Raw genomic sequence first — 19,940 nt, 5'->3', positions numbered from 1 at the left:
CGATGAACACTCCGAAACCAACGCCACCCATCGCCGCAATCAAGGCCGGACTCTTCGTCATCACCCTGCTGCCGTTCGCTCGTTTGCTATGGGCAGCCCACACCGGCGATTTCGGCCCCAACCCGGTCGAATTCGTCCAGCGCTGGACCGGCACCTGGACCTTCAACCTGTTGTTGCTGACGCTCTGCATCACGCCGCTACGCCACTACACGCAATGGCACTGGCTGCTCCGCCTGCGGCGCATGCTCGGCCTGTTCACGTTCTTTTACGCGACGCTCCACTTCCTGTCCTTCATCGGCTTCGACCACTCCTTTGCGGTCGACGCCATTGCCAGGGACATTCTCAAGCGCCCCTTCGTCACCGTCGGCTTCGCGGCCTTTTTGCTGCTGATTCCGCTCGCCGCGACCTCCAACCAGTGGGCCATCCGCAAGCTGGGCGGACGCAAGTGGCAGGAACTGCATCGCAATGTCTACCTGATCGGCATTCTCGCCTGCGTGCATTATTTCTGGCTGGTCAAGGCGACCGCCCTGCTCTGGCCGCTGGCCTATTCGGTCGCCCTCGCCTTCCTGCTTGGCTGGCGGGTGCGCGAGCGGCAGCGCAAGGCGGTCCCGGTACCGCAGTTCCAGAGCGCCAAGCCGCTCAAGTTCTTCAGGCAAAAGCCGGATTAGCGGTTACTTCCGGCGTGGCGCATCGAAGCGGATGATGGCGCGCCCGTCGGCAGTCTGCTTCGGCGCCGCCTTCCAGGCGTGGCCGTAGACGACCTCGAAGGTCGCCGGCAATTTTCCGTTGCTGCGCAGGCGCTCGTAAGCGTCGCGCGCGCCAGCCCAGGCCTGGCGCCCGGTCAACCCGTGGCGCCGCGCCTTCATGGCGCAGCCGGAACCGGCGGCACGCAGTTCGCCGAGCATCTCGTCGAAACTGTCGTAGGTCAGCGTCAGCACTTCCATGTCCATCACGGGGTCGGCAAAGCCGCAGGCGACCAGCATGTCGCCCAGGTCATGCATGTCGATGAAGCGCTGGGTGTGGGCATAGCCGTCGGCAAATGCCGAGCGCAACTCTTTCAGGGAATCGGGCCCCAGCGTCGAGAACATCAGCAGGCCGCCGACCTCCAGCACGCGATACACCTCGGCCAGCGCCGGTAGCGGGTCGTCCAACCAGTGCAGCAGCAGGTTGGACCAGACGACTGCGGTCGACTGCGAATTGAGGGGCAATTTCGCTGCATCGCCCGCCAAGCGCTGCACCCCGTTCTGACGCCCCAGGTTGAGCCAGCGCTGCCAGCCCGGGCGTACCGGGAGCCCCGCCTGCAACATGGCCGGGGAAATATCGATGCCGAGCAGTTCGGCCGCCGGGTAACGCGCCGCCAGGCCAGCGAAACTGCCCCCCCGGCTACAGCCAAGATCGAGAATGCGCCCAGGCTCGACCTTTACGTAGTCAAGCCGCTCCTGCATCCGGCGATCGATCTCCCGCGCGAAAAAGTCCGCCCGATCATAACTTGCCGCAACGCGTGAAAAGCGCCGGCCGACCTGCCGGCGGTCGACAAAACCGTCGCTCAAACCGCCTTGACGCCAAGCCGCGCGAACAGGGCATCGTCGCGGTCGACATCCGGGTTGCCGGTGGTCAGCAGATGATCGCCGTAGAACATCGAGTTGGCGCCAGCGAGGAAACACAGGGCCTGCAATTCGTCGCTCATTTCCTGGCGGCCGGCCGACAGGCGAACCCAGGAAGTCGGCATCGTGATGCGGGCGGCGGCGATGGTGCGCACGAACTCGAACGGGTCGAGCCGCGGCTTGTCGGCCAGCGGCGTGCCGGGGATCGGCACCAGGTTGTTGATCGGCACCGACTCCGGCGCCTGAGGCAGGTTGGCGAGCTGCACGATCAGCGCCGCGCGGTTCTTGCGCGACTCGCCCATGCCGATGATGCCGCCCGAGCAGACGTTGATCCCGGCATCGCGGACCTGATCGAGGGTATCGAGACGGTCGTCATGAGTATGGGTCCTGATGACCTGGCCGTAGAACTCCTTGTCGGTATCGAGGTTGTGGTTGTAATAGTCGAGACCGGCATCCTTGAGTTTTTCCGCCTGACCTTCCTTGAGCATGCCGAGCGTCACGCAGGTCTGCATACCGAGCGCCTTGACCTCGCGCACCATCTCGAGCACGCGGTCGAGATCGTTGTCCTTCGGGCCCTTCCACGCTGCTCCCATGCAGAACCGCGAGGCGCCCTTCTCCTTGGCCACCTTGGCGGCGGCGACGACTTCGTCGAGCGGCATCAGGCGCTCACGCTCGAGATCGGTATCGTAACGGGCCGACTGCGAGCAGTAACTGCAGTCCTCGGAACACCCGCCGGTCTTGACCGAAAGCAGGGTCGAGCGTTGAATGGCGTTCGGATCGAAATGCGCGCGGTGCACGCCCTGCGCACGCCAGAGCAAATCCATCAACGGCATCTCGTAAAGCGCGAGCACTTCGTCGACCGTCCACCGGCGAGCCGGAACGGACTGGGAAACAGGGGAAACCGCGGCGAGAGAGCTAGCTTGCATGAGAGGCCTTGCTTGAGAAAAATACAGAAAAATCAAAGACGAAGCATACAGATAATTATGAATTATCGAGTAGGCCTGTAACGATGTCAATTTTACCTCAGTCGCTGCGCCATGCCCTGAACCGGATCGCCGAACGCATCCTGCCCGGCACCTGTCTGCTATGCGCCGCCGACAGTTCAGGCGCCCTCCTCTGCGCGGAATGCGAGACCGACCTGCCCATACCTCCCGATGCGACGTGCCCCCAATGCGGCGTCGAAACAACGCTGGGCGAACGCTGCGGCGCCTGCCTCAAAGACCCGCCGGCCTTCAACCGCACCATCGCCCTGTTTCGCTACGAGTTCCCGGTCGACCGCCTGATCCAGGCACTCAAGTATGGCCACCAACTGCCCCTGGCCAACTGGTTCGGCCAGGGGCTGAGCGAGAAAATCGTCGCCACCGAGCACGACCTGCTGCTGCCGCTCCCGCTCCATCCATCGCGCCTGGCGAGCCGTGGCTTCAACCAGGCAGTCGAGATCGCCAGAACAATCAGCCGGCTGCGCAACATCCCGATCAGCGTAGACCATCTGACCCGAATCCGGGCCACGTCGCCGCAGGCCGCCCTGCCGCTCAAGGAGCGCCCACGAAACGTGCGCGGCGCCTTTGAATGCAGCGCCGACCTTGGCGGCCGGCGAGTCCTGCTGGTAGATGATGTCATGACCAGCGGCTCGACTCTACGGGAATGCGCCCGCATACTTAAAATGCACGGCGCCGCCGAGGTTACGCTGGCGATCGCCGCACGCGCCTTGCGTCACTGACTCACCGGGCTCGGCGAAACCAAGCACCACCCCCGGCTCAACCCTTTCAACCAATCCCGATGATCGCCGTCGTCCTCTACCAGCCCGAAATTCCGCCCAACACCGGCAACGTGATCCGCCTGTGCGCCAACACCGGCGCCGAACTGCATCTCGTCGAACCGCTCGGTTTCGACATCAACGACAAGACCCTGCGCCGCGCCGGACTCGACTACCACGAATACGCCCGCGTCTTCCGCCACGCCGACTGGAACGCCTGCAAGGCCGTGCTCGGCCGGCGCCGCCTGTGGGCGATGACCACCTCGGGCCATGGCAGCCCGTTCGACCAGCGCCTGGAGCAGGACGACGTCTTCGTCTTCGGACGCGAAACCAGCGGCCTACCCGGTGAAGTTTTGGGCGAATTTCCGGCAACGCAACGTCTGCGCCTGCCCATGCAGGCCGGGCAGCGCAGCCTCAACCTGTCCAATGCCGTTGCCGTGACGGTATTCGAAGCCTGGCGCCAGAACGGCTTTGTTGTCGGGAAGTGATCGCGAACACAGATATGATGGAAGCACTGGAAACCAATGTTGCGCCAAAGCAACAACATCATCTCAAAGCCAGGCTTCATCGCAATCTTCAATTGCCCGCATGCCCGCTCTTTGCCAAAATCGCCTCAACTTCTCAATCCGAGAGGTAAAGCTTAATCGACTCGCAAGAGCAGATTAAAAACTAACCACTAAGGAGATTTTCTGATGCAAAAGAAACTCATCGCTCTGGCTGTCGCCGGCCTGGCCTCCACCGCCGCCTTCGCGCAGACCAACGTCACCATCTACGGTCTGGTCGACTACGGTTACACCTACCGTTTTGACGGCAAGAACGCCGGCTCCACCATTCCGGGCGTCAACACCGGCACCCCGAACTCCCAAAGCCAGTTCAACGGCGGCCAGTCCCTCGGCAACCGCATCGGCTTCAAGGGCACCGAAGATCTGGGCAACGGCCTTAAGGCTGTGTTCCTGCTGGAACAAGGCTTCATGCTTGACACCGGCCTGCAGCAAACCTCCGGCTCCCAATTCACCCGTCAAGCCTACATGGGCCTGAGCGGCAACTTCGGTACCGTCGTCGGCGGCCGTCTGTACACCCCGCACTACACCTTCGTTTCCGGCCTGGATCCGTTCGGCGCCGGTACCGTTGGCCGTTACAACAACGTGTACAGCTCCCAACAGATCGTTTCTATCGCCAACGTCGGCAACCTGACCGACCCGGTTCGTGTTGACAACGCCATCGCCTACGTCTCCCCGTCCTTCCTGGGCGGCCTGACCGCAACCCTGGCCTTCTCCAACAACGCCAACCTCCAGGAAGATTCCAACAGCAACTCCAATAACAACACCGTCTACGCCGGTCTGCTGAAGTACGAAAACGGCCCGATCACCGCTGGTGTGAACTACCACTACATCAACGCTGGTAGCCGTGCGTCGGAAGCTACGCTGCTTGCTCCGGGCCTGAAGAACGTTCAGAACGCAACCATCGGCGGTTCGTATGACTTCAAGGTCGCCAAGGTCATGGCGTTGTACTCCTACAACGACGTTGATTTCGTGAACGCTCTTGCTGCTGGTTCCGACAACAAGAACGCCACCCTGAACAACTACATGATTGGCGTCACGGCTCCGTTCGGCAAGTTCACCGGCAAGGCCTCCTACCTTTACTCCGACGGCAACTCTGCCGCTGGTGGCGATGCCCAGCAGTTCGCGATCGGTCTGGACTACAGCCTGTCCAAGCGTACCGTGGTCTACAGCGCCTATTCGTTCATCAACAACGACGACCAGCGCTTGGGCGCTGTCGGCGACGCCTCCAACAGCGGCGCCTACTCCGCTGGCAACGGCTACACCCTGCCGGGCGTGTTCCAGCAAGGCGTGCAGGTTGGCGTTCGTCACTCCTTCTAATCCAGCGTAAGCCGGATTTGCAAAGGGCGCTTCGGCGCCCTTTTTTCATTTCCGGCCCGCGACATATCCGGAATTATTCCGAACAAAAAAATGGGCGCCTCGCAGGCGCCCTTCGTTTTCTTCAAGTCGGTAATCTAACCGAGAAGAATCAGGTTATCGCGATGGATGATTTCGGGTTCGTCCACATAGCCGAGCAGGCTTTCGATCTCCTGGCTGGACTTGCGGGCGATCAGGCGGGCTTCGCCGCTACCGTAATTGCTCAGGCCGCGGGCAATCTCCCGCCCTTCGCCATCGACACAGGCCACTGCCGCCCCCCGCTCGAACTCGCCTTCTGTTGCAACGACGCCAATCGGCAGCAGGCTTTTGCCCGCCTTGAGGGCGTTGACCGCACCCGCGTCGAGAATCAGGCGGCCGGCCAGTTGCAGGTGATCAGCCAGCCACTGCTTGCGCGCCGCGAGCGGCGGTGTCTGCGACACCAGCAGGGTGCCGACCGATTCGCCGTTGGCCAGCCGGATGATCGGGTCGCTCTCGCGGCCGCTGGCGATCGCCGTGTGCGCCCCGCTCTTGGCGGCGCGCTTGGCGGCGATGACCTTGGTGATCATCCCGCCCTTGCCGATTGCGGTGCCGGCGCCGCCAGCCATCCCTTCCAGCGCCTCGTCGCCGGCCGTGGCCTCGGCGATCAGGGTGGCATCCGGGTCCTTGCGCGGGTCGGCGGTGAATAGTCCGATCTGGTCGGTCAGGATGATCAACGCATCGGCTTCGATCAGATTGGCGACCAACGCGCCGAGCGTATCGTTGTCGCCGAACTTGATCTCGTCGGTAACGACGGTGTCGTTCTCGTTGATGATCGGCACGACGCCAAGTTCGAGCAGGGTCGTCAGCGTCGAGCGGGCGTTCAGGTAGCGCTTGCGGTCGGCGAGGTCGTCGTGGGTGAGCAGGATTTGCGCGGTATGCAGCCCATGCTTGGCGAAGGCACCTTCATACACCTGCACCAGTCCCATCTGGCCGACGGCTGCCGCGGCCTGCAGTTCATGGACCGACTTCGGCCGTTTGCTCCAGCCGAGGCGCTGCATGCCGCAGGCGATGGCGCCCGAGGAAACTAGGACGACCTGCTTGCCCTGGCCGCGCAGCACGCTGATCTGGCGCGCCCAGTCGTCGATGGCGGCGAGATCGAGACCGCTGCCGTTATTGGTGACGAGGGCCGAACCAACCTTGACGACCAGGCGTTTGGCACCAGCCAGGCGAGTTTTTTTCATGCCTCTTCGCCGTCCGCAGTTTCGGGTTCGTCATCGTCGACCTCGGGGCGCGCCATCTGCTCCAGCGCCTCCTGGATGGCGTAGATCAGCGGCCTGGTGCCCTCGCCGTTGATCGCGGCGATCGGAAACACCGGCCCGTCGTACTTGGTCGCCTTCTTGTAGGCCTTGAGGAAATCCTTGATGCGCTGTTCGCGCTCCTCCTCGGGAATCAGGTCGAGCTTGTTGAGAACCAGCCAGCGCGGCTTTTCGGCCAGCGCCGGGTCGTGCTTGAGCAACTCGCCGACGATGGCCCTGGCGTCGCGTACCGGATCAGCATCCGGATCGAGCGGGGCGATATCCACGAGATGCAGGAGGATGCGCGTGCGCTGGAGGTGCTTCAGGAAGCGGATACCGAGCCCGGCGCCGTCGGCGGCCCCTTCGATCAGCCCCGGCACGTCGGCCATCACGAAGCTTTTTTCGGCATCGACACGGACGACGCCGAGGTTCGGGTGCAGCGTCGTAAACGGGTAGTCGGCCACTTTCGGGCGGGCGGCCGAAATGGCGCGGATCAGCGTGCTCTTGCCCGCGTTGGGCAGGCCGAGCAGCCCGACGTCGGCCAGCACGCGCAACTCAAGGCTGACCTCGAATTCCTGACCTTCTTCGCCATTGGTTTTCTGCCGCGGCGCGCGATTGGTCGAGGATTTGAAATGAATGTTGCCCAGGCCGCCCCGACCGCCCTTGGCGAGCAGGACTTTCTTGTCATGCACGTCGAGGTCGGCAAGGATCTGGCCGGTGTGCAGATCGGTAATCACTGTGCCGACCGGCATGCGCAGCACGATGTCTTCGCCGCCGGCGCCGTAGCAGTCGGCGCCCCCCCCGTTTTCGCCGCGCTTGCCGATGAATTTGCGGGTATAGCGATAGTCGACCAGGGTGTTGATGTTGCGGTCGGCGATCACGTAGATGCTGCCGCCACGCCCGCCGTCGCCACCGTTGGGGCCGCCCATCGGAATGTATTTTTCGCGGCGGAAGGTGGCCGCGCCGTTACCGCCGTCGCCAGCTTTTACGTAGATTTTTGCTTCGTCGATGAACTTCATGCTGGACCTGCCTTCTTCCCGATGCCTGCGTTGGCTGCGCCCGTCGGCGCCTCGCCGTACAAATGTACTGTCTCGTTGCCGCCGGACTTGCCCCCTTGGCCTCGGATCGAATCCAGGTCCAGTTTGGCGAGCTACAAACTAAAAAGCCCTATCCGGCGGATAGGGCTTTGCGGTTCCGCCTGCCGACGCTTATTCGGCGGCCGGAACGATGGTCACCGTGCGGCGTGCCTTGGCACCCTTGACGGAGAACTGGACGGTGCCGTCCTTCAGCGCGAACAGGGTGTGGTCCTTGCCGCAGCCGACGTTTTCGCCCGGATGGAACTCGGTGCCGCGCTGGCGAACGATGATGTTGCCGGCGAGAACGAACTGACCGCCGTAGCGCTTGACGCCAAGACGCTTGGCCTGTGAGTCGCGGCCGTTACGTGAACTGCCGCCTGCCTTTTTGTGTGCCATGTTTTAGCTCCTTGTCTGAACTTAGGCAGCGATCGTGTCGATGCGCAGTTCGGTATAGTTCTGACGATGGCCCTGGTGCTTCTGGTAATGCTTGCGACGGCGCATCTTGAAGATCTTGACCTTGTCGTGGCGGCCGTGGGAAACCACGGTGCACTTGACGGTGGCGCCAGCAACGAGGGGGGCGCCGACCTTCACCGACTCGCCTTCGCCTACCATGAGGACCTGGTCAAGGGTGACTTCTGCGCCAACGTCTGCCGGTATCTGTTCTACTTTGAGTTTTTGGCCAGCGGAAACGCGATACTGCTTGCCGCCGGTTTTTATGACCGCATACATGGGTTGGACTCCGAAAATAAACCAAAGGGTGCTACGAAGAACCGCGCATTATACGGAAATTCTCTGAGAAGTCAAAGCCTTGACGGTGCATTGTGGTAGACTTTTCCCCTTTCCCAAGGAGCTAAGCATGGCTGAAATCACCACGGCCTCGGGCCTCGTCTATGAAGATACCGTCGTCGGCGCGGGCGCTGAGGCCAAGGCCGGCGACCACGTCGTCGTCCATTACACCGGCTGGCTGACCAACGGCAACAAGTTCGACTCGAGCAAGGATCGCAACGATCCCTTCGACTTTCCGCTCGGCCAGCGCCATGTCATTTCCGGCTGGGACGAAGGCGTTCAGGGCATGAAGGTCGGCGGCACGCGCAAGCTGACCATTCCGCCGCACCTCGGCTACGGCGCCCGCGGCGCCGGTGGCGTCATCCCGCCGAATGCGACGCTGGTCTTCGAGGTCGAACTGCTCGGCGTGCAATGAGCGGTTCCGGACGGACCGGCGGGCAGCCGCCGCAGAATCCTGGCGCGGATGATCCGTGGGCGAAGTGGCGCAAGCCGGAAACGCCTGCTGCGGTCGACACCGAAAAAACACCCAAATCCGTGCCGGCGGACGAAGCGAAGGCCAAGCCGACCGGCACCCTGAGCGTCAACCGAAGCACCGCAACGCCGCCCCGGGCGCCGGCCAAAAAGCCGTTCACGGGCGCAGCGACGGCAAAATCGGCGCCGCCGACCAAGGCGGTGCCGGCCGCGCGCAAGCCGCTCGCGGCGAACCCGCCGGCAGAACCCCGCCGCCCGGCCGGGTCGGGCGGCCAGCCACCGGAGGGCGTCCGCCTGTCCAAGATCATGTCCGAGCGCGGCATCTGTTCGCGGCGCGAGGCCGATCTGTGGATCGAGCGCGGCTGGGTCTTCGTCGACGGCGAACGGATCAGCGAGCTGGGTACCCGCATCAGGCCGGACGCGGCGATTTCGATCTCGCAGGAAGCGAAGCTGGATCAGGCCAAACAGGTCACGGTGCTGCTCAACAAGCCCGTCGGCTACGTGTCCGGCCAGCCCGAGCCAGGCTGCACGCCGGCGATCACGCTGATCACCGCCGACAACCAGCTCCGGCAGTCCGGGGATCCTGAGTTCAAGCCGTGGATGCTGCGCAACCTGGCCCCTTCCGGGCGTCTCGACATCGACTCCACCGGCCTGCTGGTGCTCACCCAGGACGGCCGTGTCGCCAAGAAGCTGATCGGCGACGACAGCCCGGTGGAAAAGGAATACCTGGTCCGCGTCGCCGGCACGATGATTCCGGGCGGACTCAAACTGCTCCAGCACGGTCTGGAACTGGACGGCAAGCCACTCAAGCCGGCCTGGGTCAAGCAGTTGAACGAGGACCAGCTGCACTTCATCCTGAAGGAAGGCAAGAAGCGCCAGATCCGCCGCATGTGCGAACTGGTCGGGCTGCGCGTCACCGGCCTCAAGCGCGTGCGCATCGGCCGCGTCAAGCTGGGCGACCTGCCGCTCGGGCAGTGGCGGTTCCTGAGGGCCGACGAGGCATTTTGACCCTTTTTCGACGGTCGACCGCAGCGATCCCTTCGACCGCAAACAGCAAAAACGCCGGCCGGTGATTTACCCGGCCGGCGTTTTTTTCCTGGTTTCCCGAAACAGCCGATCAGGCCGTGCCGGCCGGGGCGGCAGAGCGTGCCGGCGGCATCATCAGCGCCTCGCCCTCGATCACCACCTTGCCGGCGACCGTGCACACGGTATCCAGCGTCACGCGGTTCTTGGCGACGTTGACTTCCCTGACGGTGACGGTGGCGGTAACGGTATCGCCCGGGCGGACCGGCGCCTTGAACTTCAGCGTCTGCGACAGGTAGATGGTGCCGGGCCCGGGCAGCTTGTTGGCCAGCACGGCGGAAATGAAGCCGGCCGACAGCATGCCGTGGGCGATGCGCCCGCCGAACATCGTGCCCTTGGAATATTCCTCGTCGAGGTGCGCCGGATTGACATCGGTCGAGATGCCGGCAAAGAGGACAATGTCGGCTTCGGTGACGGTCTTGGCCAGGCTAGCGGACATGCCGGGCTGCAGTTGATCGATGTGATACGTCATGCTGGGCTCCTGTGATTGTTGGTCGAATGGAAGGCGAACTCTACCATGTCATTCCGTGCGCAAGGCGTCGACCGGATCGAGCCGGGCGGCGCGCCGGGCGGGCAGGACGCCGGCGGCGAGGCCGATGGCGATGGCGACGAGCTCGGCGAGCAGGACGAAGCTGAGCGGCGTATGCACCGGCAGGGCGGGCAGCGCCAGATGGATGGCCTGCGCCAGGCCGATGCCGAGCAGCAACCCGAGCAGCCCGCCGAGCGCCGAAAGCGCCACCGCTTCGCCGAGGAAGAGCGCGAGGATGGTCCGCCGCGGCGCACCGAGGGCGACCAGCAGGCCGATCTCGCCGGTGCGTTCGGCCACCGCGATGGTCATGATGGTGACGATGCCGACCCCGCCGACCAGCAGCGAGATGCCGCCCAGTGCGCCGACCGCCATGGTCAGCACGTTGAGGATGTTGGACAGCGTCTTCAGCATCTCTTCCTGGGTGACGATGGTGAAATCCTCGCGCCCGTGGCGGTCGATCAGGCGCCGCTTGATGGCATCGGCGACGATCGCCGAGGGCACGCCCTCCTCGGCGGCGACGTTGATCTCGTCGACGCCCTCGCGGTTGAACAGCTCCTGCGCGCGGGCCGCCGGAATGAAGGCGGTGTCGTCGAGGTCGATGCCGAGGAACTGGCCCTTCGGCGCCATGACGCCGATCACCCGGAAATGCAGGCCGCCGATGCGCAGGCGCTGGCCGAGCGGGTTCTCGCTGCCGAACAGCTCCTCCTTCAGCTTGCTGCCGAGGACGACGAAGGCGCGCGCGCTGCCCTCATCGTCGGCCGGCAGGAACTGGCCGCTTTGTACGGTCGACTTGAAAATAACCGGCAATTTGGCAGTGACCCCGTAGACCAGCGTGCGCCGCGTGCGGCCGTTGCCCTCGACCTCGGCGTTGCCGCGCACGTTGGGCGTCACCGCCACGACGTGCGGCAGGCGCTCCAGCGCGCGGGCGTCGTCGAGCGACAGCGGCCGCGCGCTCGACGGCAGGCCGGACGGCGTGCCGCCGGTCTTGGTCTTGCCGGGGACGGCACTGATCACGTTGGTCCCGAACTGCGTGAACTCGCCGAGCACGAAACGGTGGATACCCTCGCCGATCGAGGTGAGCAGGATCACCGCGGCGATGCCGACGGCGATGCCAAGCAGGGTCAGGAAACTGCGCAGGCGCTGCGCAGTGATGGCGCGGACGGCAAGCTGGAGGGAATCGGCGACGAGCATCTCAGTGCTTCATCAGCGCCTGCACCGGGTCGAGCCGGGCGGCCCGGCGCGCCGGCATGACCCCGAACAGCAGGCCGGTGACGAGCGCCGTCGACAGCCCGGCGATGACTGCCCAGTCCGGCGGATAGGCGGGAAAGACGGGAAAGGCCTGGCGCAGGCCGAACGCGCCGAGCTGGCCGAGCAGGTAGCCGACCAGGGCGCCGACCGTGGACAACATCGCCGCCTCGGTCAGGAAAGCCAGGCGGATGGTGCGCGCCGGGGCGCCGAGCGCCTTGAGCAGGCCGATTTCGCCGGTCCGCTGGGTGACGGCGACAAGCATCACGTTCATCACCAGGATGCCGGCCACCGCCAGGCTGATCGCGGCGATGCCGGCGACCCCCAGGGTCAACGCGCCGAGCAGCTTGTCGAAGGTGGCGAGCACGGCATCCTGGGTGATGACCGTGACGTCCTCCTCGCCGCGATGGCGCTGCCTGAGGATTTCCAGGACCTGATCCTTGGCCTCGGGAATCGCCTCGCGGCTGCGCGCCTCGACCAGGATGCGGAACAGGGTGTTCGAATTGAACATCGCCTGGGCCAGCGACACCGGGACGATGACCAGTTCGTCGGTATTCATGCCCAGCCCCTGGCCGATCGGCTTGAGCACGCCGGCGATGCGCAGGCGGCGGTCGCCGACGCGGATCAGCTGGCCGACCGCCGGGCCGCCGGGGAACAGCTCCTCGCGGATCTTGCTGCCGATGACGGCGACCGACGAGCCGCGGCTCCAGTCCTCCTCAGGCAGACCGCTCCCCTGCCCGACTTCGAAATTGCGGATCGGGATGAAGTCGCTGGTCGAGCCGGCGACCATGACCTCGCGCAGGCGGCCGCCGAAACTGATCTCCGAGGTGCCGACGGCGAGCGGCGCGACGCGGCTGACCGCCGGCGCGCGACGCAGCGCGGCAGCGTCGTCGATGGTCAGGTCGCGCGGCGTCGTGGTGATGGCGTTGGCCGGATTGAAGCCGCCGGTGCCGGAGCGGCCGGGCAGGACGATGACCAGGTTGGTGCCGATCGACGAGAACTGGCCGACGACGTAGCGCCGCGCCCCGTCGCCCAACGCGGTAAGGATGACGACGGCGGCGACGCCGATAGACATGGCGAGCACCGAGAGCGCCGTGCGCAACGGGTAGCCGGTCGCCGCATCGCGGGCGAAGCGCAGGGTGTCAGCCAGGCGCATCGGGACTCCGGCTATCGCTTTTCAGCCGCCCGTCCTCCATGACGATCCGGCGCCGGGCGCGGGCGCCCATGGCCTGGTCGTGGGTGACGACGACCAGCGTGACGCCGGCGGCGTTGAGCGCCTCGAGCAGGTCGACCACCTCTTCGCCGGTGTGGCGGTCGAGGTTGCCGGTCGGTTCGTCGGCGAGGATCAGGGCCGGCTGCATGATGGTGGCGCGGGCGATGGCGACGCGCTGACGCTGGCCGCCGGAAAGCTGGTCGGGCCGATGGTCGGCGCGGTTCTCCAGGCCGAAGCTGGCCAGCGCCCGCGCCACGCGGGCGTTGCGCTCGCGGGCCGGGATGCCGGCCAGCGTCATCGGCAGGGCGATGTTTTCGGCAGCCGTCAGGCGCGGCACCAGATGGAAGCTCTGGAAGACGAAGCCGATGCGCTCGCTGCGCACGCGCGCCTGCTCGTCCGGTGACAGCGTCGTCACGTCGCGCCCCTCCAGCCGGTAGGTGCCGGCGTTGGGCCGGTCGAGCAGGCCGAGCAGATTGAGCAGCGTCGATTTGCCGGAGCCGGAAGGGCCCATCACGGCAACGTATTCGCCGGCCTCGATGCGCAGGTTCAAGGCGGCCAGCGCGTGCACCTCGGCATCTCCGAGCTGGAAGACGCGCTCGATGCCGGACAGTTCGATCAGCGCCATGCGCTCACTTGGCCCTGGCCTTGTCGTCGGGCACGACGGCAGCGCCCGCCTTGACCCCCTCCTTCTCCAGCGAGGTGACGATGCGGTCGCCGGCCGCCAGGCCGTCGAGAACTTCGGTGTATTCCCAGTTGGCCAGCCCGGTCCTGACCTTGCGCTCTTCGAGCTTGCCGCTGTCGGCGTTGAACAGCAGCACGCGGCCGCCTTCCTGGATCGCCGCGGTCGGGATGCGCAGCACCTGCTCGCGGCCGTCGAGGATGATCTCGACGTCGGCGCTGTAGCCGACCAGCAGCTTGCCGGTTGCTTCCGGCTGCACGAAATCGACTTCGACATCGACCGTGCGCGCCTGCTTCTCGACGGCGGAAACATAGGGCGCGACGCGCCGCACCTTGCCCGGGATGACCTTGCCCGGCAGCGCGTCGAGGGTCACCCGCACCGGTTGGCCAACGGCGATCTTCGGCGCGTCGACCTCGTCCATCGGCGCCTTGACGTAGAGGCAGGAATCGTCGATCAGGTCGATCGCCGGCGGCGTCGGCACGCCGGGCGGCGACGGCGTCGAGTATTCGCCTAGCTCGCCGACGATTTTGGCGACGGTACCGTCGAACGGCGCGTAAAGCGCGACGCGCCCCTGCTCGACGCGCGTCGCTTTCAATTTGGCCTCGGCCTGCGCGACATCGGCCTTGGCGGTGTTGCAGGCGGCGCGCTTGACCTCGGCCTCGGTGCGGGCGATCTCCTCGCGGCTGGCCGAGACGAAGCCCTTGTCGCGCAGCTCGGCCTGCCTTTTGGCCTCTTTTTCGGCGTTGACCGCAGCGATGCAGACTTCATCGACGCGCTTGCCGGCCAGCGCCACCTGGGCCTGCGACAGGGCGGCCTGCGCCTGCTGGTCGTCGTTCCACAGCTTCAGGAGCAACTGCCCCTTCCTGACACGGTCGCCCTCCTTGACGCCAAGGTACTCGATGCGCCCGCCGATGATGGTCGACAGCTTGGTGCGCTGGCAGGCTTCGACAGTGCCGGCCCGCGTGTTGGCCAGTGTCGCTTCCACCTTGCCGACGGCGACCTCCCTGAGCGCGACGGGAATCGGCTTGGGCCGGCTGAACCAGGCGAAGGCGAGGCCGAGCACGGCGACGATGGCAACGACAACGGCAATGCGGCGCATGGAAATTCCTTGGCAAAGGCCGGCGCGCGGCCTGAACGAGCAGCGAATGCGCCCATTTTCGCGCAAGCCGGCGGTTTGACCAACGGATGCGGAGACAACAGGCGACCGATCGGCAAAAAGCGTCGCATTCCCGGGGCGTATTCACCGTAACCGGCGGGACTGCTTCGCTTACGGTAAACACGCCCTGGCATTTCCGGATTCCTGTGCTAATCTGGAATTGTGCTGTGGCACGCAGCAATCCCGGCACTGCTTGGCAGTATCAGCTGCGTATCAGGGGATTCAATGAACGCATTCCCGGAAACCAATCTTGAGAAGACCGAGTAGCAACAGTTTCGGCGAGATGCCGATTGCTCAAGCCGGTGTGGCGAGAGCCGCAGTCAAGGAAGCCCATGTTCCCTTAGTGCATGGGCTTCTCGTTTCAGGGATGCGTAGACGCTCTCGGGCTTGTGCAATGAACCAAAGCCAGCCGGATTGATCGAACTTCGACAGCCAACCCAACCCAAGGAGATCACGATGAAAAAAACCGTTGCCGCCCTGCTCGCCGCCATCTTCGCGGTCGCCAGCGTTTCCGCCCTTGCCTGCGGCGACAAGGCCAAGGACGAGAAGCAGATGAGCACGCCGTCCAAGCCGAAGATCTGATACCGGTCGGCTCGCTAACAGAGGCGCCCCCGGGCGCCTTATTCTTGCCATGCTCGACAGCGAAAGCGCCGCCTTCATCCAGACCGGGGTCAGCATCAGCCTGGCCGCCTGCGGCCCCGACCGCCTGCCGAGCATGAGCCGCGGCCTCGGCTGCAAGGTGCTTGACGGCGGCCGGCAGGTCAGCATCTTCCTCCGCCGCTCGCAATCGCTGGAACTCATCGAGAACATCCTTAACAGCAGCCGGGTGGCCAACGTCTTCAGCCTGCCGAGCAGCAATCGCACCCTGCAGCTCAAGGGCAGCGATGCCCGCATCGTCCCGTTCGCGGCGGAAGACCTTTGCATCATCGAACGGCATGTCGCCGACTTCGTCCTCGAGGTCGTGCCGCTCGGCATGTCCGAGGCCGTGGTGCGCGCGATTCTCGCCTGCCCGCCGGACGACCTGGTCGCCGTGACCTATTCGCCCGCGGCCGCCTTCTCGCAAACCCCCGGCCCCAAGGCCGGCGAACCGCTCGCCGCCCCGTGACGGTGCGCCTCGACACCATCCGCGAATGCCTGGAAGGGGTGATTCCCGGGCATATCGCCACCTGCGACGCTGAAGGCATGCCCAACCTGGCCTATCTGTCGCAGGTCCAGTTCATCGACAACGAACACGTCGCGCTCTCCTACCAGTTCTTCAACCGTACCCGCCAGAACATCCTCGCCGGCTCGCCGGTGCGCCTCCTGCTCACCAGCCACCTGACGGGCGCCCAGTACCGGCTGACCCTCGCCTATCTGCGCACCGAAACGGCCGGCCCGCTGTTCGAGCAGATGAAGGCCAAGCTGGCGGGAATCGCGTCACACGAAGGCATGAGCGAGGTGTTCCGCCTGCGTGGATCGGATGTCTACCGGCTGCTCGGCATCGAGCAGGTTCCCGGCGCCACCCTGGCCCTGCCGCCGCCGGCGGTGAACTATCTCACCGCGCTGCGCCGCGCCACGGGCCGCCTGGCCGGCTGCGGCAGCCTCGCGCGCCTGCTCGAAACGGCGCTCGACTGCCTCGGCAGCGAGTTCGGCATCGGGCATGTCATGTTCCTGATGCTCGACGAGAGCCGGGGCTGCCTGTACACCCTGGCCAGCCGCGGCTACCCGCAGTCCGGCGTCGGTTCGGAAATCCCGGTCGGGGCCGGCGTCATCGGCATCTGCGCCCGCGAACGCATCCCGATCCGCATCGGCTTCATGACCAGCGAGTACGGCTATGGGCGCACGATCCGCCGCAGTGTCGAGGCCGACGGCCAGGGCGACAGCCTGGAAACCGCGATTCCTCTGCCCGGGCTGCCGGAAGCCGGCAGCCAGATGGCCATCCCGGTCACCGCCTTCGACCGCCTGCTCGGCGTGCTTTACATGGAGAACGTCGCCGACCTGCATTTCGGCTACGACGACGAAGATGCCTTGGTGGCGTTTGCCGCGCAGCTCGGCCTGGCGATGCATCACCATCAGCAGGCCGAGGAGCTGGACGAAGAGGCCCCGACCACCGAAAACCCCGCCGTCCAGGTCGCCGGCCCGCCCCTGCGGGTGCGCCATTTCGCGGCCACCGACAGCGTCTTCCTCGACGACGACTACCTGATCAAGGGGGTCGCCGGCGCCATCCTGTGGACACTGCTCAGCGATTTCGTCGAACGCCGGCGCACCAGCTTCACCAACAAGGGGCTGCGCGTCGACCCGCGCATCCGCCTGCCGGGCGTCAGCGACAACCTGGAGGCGCGTCTCGTGCTGCTGCAGCGCCGCCTCGACGAGCGGGCGGCCGGTATCCACCTCGCCAAGACCGGGCGCGGGCGCTTCTCGCTCGCGGTCGACCGCCCGCTGCAGCTCATTTCCGGCTGATTTTTGCGGCCGTGAGCCGCGAATCTTAAATCTTCATTCAGCGCTTCTTAAAAGATTCATAAGCGCCGGCCGCCCGTCTTGTCATGGCTTTCGGGCGGTCTAGACTGCAATCACCGACCAACCACGGGAGCAGCCATGACCCCAGCACCACACGAAATCGACCCGCGGCACCTGCTCGAGCAGATGCTGCTCATCCGCGCCTACGAGGAAGCCATCGTCGCCGGCAGCGCCGCCGGCAAGGTGCCCGGCACCTGCACCTCGGTCGGCCAGGAAGCGGCCGCCGTCGGCGTCGTCAACGCCCTGTCCGGCGACGACCTGATCCTCACCAACCACCGCAGTGCGGGCCACCTGCTGGCGCGCGGCGCCAACCCCGGCCGCCTGCTGGCCGAGGTGATGGGCCGCCGCGACGGCTATTGCGGCGGGAGGAGCGGCTCGCTGCACATTTCCGTGAAGGAACTGGGTGTCGTCCTCACCTCGACCATCGTCGGCGCCGAACTGTCGCTGGCGCCGGGCGTCGCGCTGTCGCAGACCATGCTCGGCAAACCGGGCATCGTCGTCTGCTTCCTCGGCGACGGCGCAGCCTGCGAAGGCAGCTTCCACGAATCGCTCAACCTCGCCGCCCTGTGGAACCTGCCCATCCTCTACGTCTGCGAGAACAACCACTGGCAGGCCTTCGTCCATCGGCGCGAGGCCATGAGCCGCGAACACGTCGCCACCTGGGCCCAGTCCTACGGCATCCCGGCGAGCACCGTCGACGGCAACGACGTCAGCGCCGTCCTGACTGCCGCGACAGCCGCCGCCGCCCAGGTGCGCGCCAGCCGCCGCCCCTATCTACTGGAAACCTGGACCTACCGGACGCGCGGCCATTTCGAGCCGGACGACCAGGGCTACGTGGACCCGGCCGAACGCGACGCGTGGCTGGCGCGCGACCCGATCGCCCTGTGCCGCGACCGCCTCGTTGCCGCCGGCAGCCTGGACGCGGCGGGCGCCACGGCATTGGCCGCCAGGGCCGCCGACCACATCGCCGGCGCCCTGGCTTTCGCCGAGGCATCGCCCTACCCGGCACCCGACGCCCTGACCGACAACGTTTACGCCTGAGGAGCCGCCATGCCTGCAATGACCCTTTACGATGCCATCGGCGCCGCCCTTGTCGAGGAAATGCGCCACGATCCCCGCGTTCTCGTCTTCGGCGAGGGCGTCGCCACCAAGCGCCACGACCTGGTCCAGGAATTCGGCGCCCTGCGCGTCCGCAACACCCCGCTCGCCGAAGGCATCATCGCCGGCACGGCGGTCGGCGCCGCCGGCACCGGCCTGCGCCCGGTCATCGACCTGCTGTTCGCCCCCTTCCTCTGCTACGCCATGGACGAACTGGTCAACAGCGCCGGCAAGCTGCGCTTCATGTCCGGCGGCCAGTTCTCCTTCCCGCTCGTCACCCTGGCCATGACCGGCGCCGGCTGGGGCGTCGGCGCCCAGCACAACCACAATGTCGAGGCCTGGTTCGTCCACAGCCCCGGCCTCAAGGTGGTCATGCCGAGCAACCCGGCGGACGCCAAGGGCCTGCTCAAGGCGGCCATCCGCGACGACAACCCGGTGCTCTTCTTCCTCGACATCGGGCTGCTCTACCAGCCCGGCGAAGTGCCGGCCGGCGAGCACATCGTTCCCCTCGGCCAGGCCGCCGTGCTGCGCGAGGGCAACGACGTGACGCTGGTCTCCTACGGCAAGACCGTCCACGGCTGCCTGGCAGCGGCCGAAACGCTTGCGGCTCAGGGCATCGCCGCCGAGGTCATCGACCTGCGTAGCCTCAAGCCGCTCGACGAGGCCGCCATCCTCGCCTCGGTCACCCGCACCGGGCGCCTGGTCGTCGTGCATGAGGCCAACCGCCTGTGCGGCATCGGCGCCGAAATCGCCGCGCTGGTGGCGGAAAAGGCCTTCGCCCGGCTCAAGGCACCGATCGTCCGCCTCGGCGGCCCGGATGCGCCGGTCGCCGCCAGCTACCCGCTCGAACAGGCTTTCGTTCCCCAGGCCGCGGCCATCGCCACCGCTGCCGCCACACTCTGCCAGCGGCAAGCCACCTGACCCGCACCACCCCAACCCCAACCCAGGAGAACAACCATGACCAAGCGCTTCATCGCCCAATCCCCCCTCCTCGCCGCCGCCCTTGTCTGCGCCGTCGCCCACTCGTCTGCCGCCCTGGCCGACGGCGGGAATACCGCAAAGGTCAAGCGCGGTGCCCTGCTGGTCGCCGCCGGCGACTGCGTCACCTGCCACACGCCTTTCAAAATGGGCGCCAACGGACCGGAAAAGGACATGGTCCGCGGGCTCTCCGGCCACCCGGAAAGCCTGCGCCTGCCGCCCCCGCCCAAGCTGGACAACGACTGGAACGGGGCCGGCTCGGCGACGATGACCGCCTTCGTCGGCCCTTGGGGCACGACCTACGCGGCCAACCTGACGCCCGACCGCGAAACCGGCATCGGCGCCTGGAAGGAGAAGGATTTCGTCCAGGCCATGCGCACCGGCAAGCACGTCGGTGTCGCGCGCCCGATCATGCCGCCGATGCCTTGGCAGGCGATCGCCGCGCTGCCTGACAGCGACCTGCGCGCCATCTACGCCTACCTGATGGCGCAGCCGGCGGTGAAGAACAAGGTGCCCGAGTACGCGCCGCCGGCCAACGCCACCGCCCGGGCGGTCGGCGGCAAGAACCCGGGGTAATGGC

Annotated in this window: 23 protein-coding genes; 12 read left to right on the top strand and 11 right to left on the bottom strand. The window is 66.0% G+C overall.

All coding sequences use genetic code 11. The features are described from left to right. The first annotated feature begins 2 nt into the window (after window positions 1–2). The gene (locus GH660_RS05315) at window positions 3–668 is read left to right on the top strand and encodes a sulfite oxidase heme-binding subunit YedZ (RefSeq protein ID WP_153145589.1); all 666 of its coding nucleotides are present in this window, start codon (window positions 3–5) and stop codon (window positions 666–668) included. 3 nt (window positions 669–671) lie between these two features. Here GH660_RS05315 and GH660_RS05310 read toward each other — a convergent pair whose 3' ends face one another. Beyond that, a complete protein-coding gene (locus tag GH660_RS05310; protein WP_153145587.1) occupies window positions 672–1,550 on the bottom strand; it encodes a methyltransferase domain-containing protein in 879 nt (292 codons plus the stop codon). Beyond that, complete coding sequence (bioB, locus tag GH660_RS05305) at window positions 1,547–2,530, bottom strand: biotin synthase BioB (protein ID WP_153145585.1); 984 nt, start codon at window positions 2,528–2,530, stop codon at window positions 1,547–1,549. The genes GH660_RS05310 and bioB overlap by 4 nt, the downstream gene beginning before the upstream one ends. A gap of 83 nt (window positions 2,531–2,613) precedes the next feature. On the opposite strand from bioB, the gene GH660_RS05300 reads away from it, so the two are divergent. The 3 genes from GH660_RS05300 (at window position 2,614) to GH660_RS05290 (ending at window position 5,240) form a co-directional block, all read left to right on the top strand. Further along, window positions 2,614–3,324 carry a ComF family protein gene (locus GH660_RS05300; protein WP_153145583.1) on the top strand — a complete coding sequence of 237 codons (711 nt, stop codon included), beginning with the start codon at window positions 2,614–2,616 and terminating at the stop codon, window positions 3,322–3,324. 59 nt (window positions 3,325–3,383) lie between these two features. Further along, entirely contained in the window at window positions 3,384–3,848 is a 465-nt protein-coding gene (locus tag GH660_RS05295; RefSeq protein ID WP_153145582.1) for a tRNA (cytidine(34)-2'-O)-methyltransferase, read from the top strand. Between the two features lie 204 nt (window positions 3,849–4,052). Beyond that, window positions 4,053–5,240, top strand: coding sequence for a porin (locus GH660_RS05290; protein ID WP_153145580.1), 1,188 nt, complete (start codon window positions 4,053–4,055; stop codon window positions 5,238–5,240). Window positions 5,241–5,374: 134 nt separating this feature from the next. Here the strand turns inward: GH660_RS05290 and proB are convergent, their stop codons facing one another. The 4 genes from proB to rplU form a co-directional block, all read right to left on the bottom strand. Further along, window positions 5,375–6,496 (bottom strand): glutamate 5-kinase, encoded by a 1,122-nt coding sequence (gene proB, locus GH660_RS05285; protein WP_153145578.1) that lies wholly within the window; start codon window positions 6,494–6,496, stop codon window positions 5,375–5,377. Further along, window positions 6,493–7,569 carry an Obg family GTPase CgtA gene (cgtA, locus tag GH660_RS05280; RefSeq protein ID WP_153145576.1) on the bottom strand — a complete coding sequence of 359 codons (1,077 nt, stop codon included), beginning with the start codon at window positions 7,567–7,569 and terminating at the stop codon, window positions 6,493–6,495. Before cgtA ends, proB begins: the two co-directional genes overlap by 4 nt. 189 nt (window positions 7,570–7,758) lie before the next feature. Further along, entirely contained in the window at window positions 7,759–8,022 is a 264-nt protein-coding gene (gene rpmA, locus GH660_RS05275) for a 50S ribosomal protein L27 (RefSeq protein WP_153145574.1), read from the bottom strand. 21 nt (window positions 8,023–8,043) lie between these two features. Beyond that, window positions 8,044–8,355 carry a 50S ribosomal protein L21 gene (gene rplU, locus GH660_RS05270; protein ID WP_153145572.1) on the bottom strand — a complete coding sequence of 104 codons (312 nt, stop codon included), beginning with the start codon at window positions 8,353–8,355 and terminating at the stop codon, window positions 8,044–8,046. A 127-nt stretch (window positions 8,356–8,482) separates the two neighbouring features. Here rplU and GH660_RS05265 point away from each other — a divergent pair, with 127 nt between their 5' ends. Together GH660_RS05265 and GH660_RS05260 are read left to right on the top strand one after the other, a co-directional pair. Next, complete coding sequence (locus GH660_RS05265; protein WP_153145570.1) at window positions 8,483–8,827, top strand: FKBP-type peptidyl-prolyl cis-trans isomerase; 345 nt, start codon at window positions 8,483–8,485, stop codon at window positions 8,825–8,827. Beyond that, window positions 8,824–9,891, top strand: a complete 1,068-nt coding sequence (locus GH660_RS05260) for a pseudouridine synthase (RefSeq protein ID WP_153145569.1) — start codon at window positions 8,824–8,826, stop codon at window positions 9,889–9,891. The genes GH660_RS05265 and GH660_RS05260 overlap by 4 nt, the downstream gene beginning before the upstream one ends. Before the next feature lie 109 nt (window positions 9,892–10,000). On the opposite strand, the gene GH660_RS05255 is transcribed toward GH660_RS05260, so the two are convergent. The 5 genes from GH660_RS05255 to GH660_RS05235 are packed head-to-tail and all read right to left on the bottom strand — an operon-like array spanning window position 10,001 to window position 14,731. Next, on the bottom strand, window positions 10,001–10,438 hold the full coding sequence (locus tag GH660_RS05255) for a MaoC family dehydratase (RefSeq protein WP_153145567.1): 438 nt from the start codon (window positions 10,436–10,438) through the stop codon (window positions 10,001–10,003). A gap of 48 nt (window positions 10,439–10,486) precedes the next feature. Further along, window positions 10,487–11,686 (bottom strand): ABC transporter permease, encoded by a 1,200-nt coding sequence (locus GH660_RS05250; RefSeq protein WP_153145565.1) that lies wholly within the window; start codon window positions 11,684–11,686, stop codon window positions 10,487–10,489. A 1-nt stretch (window position 11,687) separates the two neighbouring features. Next, the gene (locus GH660_RS05245) at window positions 11,688–12,896 is read right to left on the bottom strand and encodes an ABC transporter permease (RefSeq protein ID WP_153145563.1); all 1,209 of its coding nucleotides are present in this window, start codon (window positions 12,894–12,896) and stop codon (window positions 11,688–11,690) included. Continuing rightward, window positions 12,883–13,578: an ABC transporter ATP-binding protein gene (locus GH660_RS05240; protein WP_153145561.1), complete on the bottom strand. Its 696-nt coding sequence runs from the start codon at window positions 13,576–13,578 to the stop codon at window positions 12,883–12,885. Before GH660_RS05240 ends, GH660_RS05245 begins: the two co-directional genes overlap by 14 nt. Window positions 13,579–13,582: 4 nt before the next feature. After that, on the bottom strand, window positions 13,583–14,731 hold the full coding sequence (locus GH660_RS05235) for an efflux RND transporter periplasmic adaptor subunit (RefSeq protein WP_153145560.1): 1,149 nt from the start codon (window positions 14,729–14,731) through the stop codon (window positions 13,583–13,585). A 513-nt stretch (window positions 14,732–15,244) separates the two neighbouring features. Between GH660_RS05235 and GH660_RS18120 the strand changes: the two genes are divergently transcribed. The 6 genes from GH660_RS18120 to GH660_RS05210 all read left to right on the top strand — a co-directional run bounded on the left by GH660_RS18120 (window position 15,245) and on the right by GH660_RS05210 (window position 19,936). Further along, window positions 15,245–15,370 carry a hypothetical protein gene (locus GH660_RS18120; protein WP_255478767.1) on the top strand — a complete coding sequence of 42 codons (126 nt, stop codon included), beginning with the start codon at window positions 15,245–15,247 and terminating at the stop codon, window positions 15,368–15,370. Between the two features lie 49 nt (window positions 15,371–15,419). Continuing rightward, window positions 15,420–15,893 (top strand): hypothetical protein, encoded by a 474-nt coding sequence (locus tag GH660_RS05230; RefSeq protein WP_153145558.1) that lies wholly within the window; start codon window positions 15,420–15,422, stop codon window positions 15,891–15,893. Then, the gene (locus tag GH660_RS05225; protein WP_153145556.1) at window positions 15,890–17,227 is read left to right on the top strand and encodes a GAF domain-containing protein; all 1,338 of its coding nucleotides are present in this window, start codon (window positions 15,890–15,892) and stop codon (window positions 17,225–17,227) included. Before GH660_RS05230 ends, GH660_RS05225 begins: the two co-directional genes overlap by 4 nt. Window positions 17,228–17,362: 135 nt before the next feature. Next, on the top strand, window positions 17,363–18,325 hold the full coding sequence (locus GH660_RS05220) for a thiamine pyrophosphate-dependent dehydrogenase E1 component subunit alpha (RefSeq protein ID WP_153145554.1): 963 nt from the start codon (window positions 17,363–17,365) through the stop codon (window positions 18,323–18,325). 9 nt (window positions 18,326–18,334) lie between these two features. Beyond that, window positions 18,335–19,303: an alpha-ketoacid dehydrogenase subunit beta gene (locus GH660_RS05215; protein ID WP_153145552.1), complete on the top strand. Its 969-nt coding sequence runs from the start codon at window positions 18,335–18,337 to the stop codon at window positions 19,301–19,303. A 36-nt stretch (window positions 19,304–19,339) separates the two neighbouring features. Beyond that, entirely contained in the window at window positions 19,340–19,936 is a 597-nt protein-coding gene (locus GH660_RS05210) for a c-type cytochrome (RefSeq protein WP_153145550.1), read from the top strand. The last annotated feature ends 4 nt before the right edge of the window (window positions 19,937–19,940 follow it).

This window comes from Dechloromonas sp. H13, assembly GCF_009469615.1.
Lineage (GTDB): Bacteria > Pseudomonadota > Gammaproteobacteria > Burkholderiales > Rhodocyclaceae > Azonexus.
This window is presented reverse-complemented; position numbering and strand designations above follow the sequence as displayed.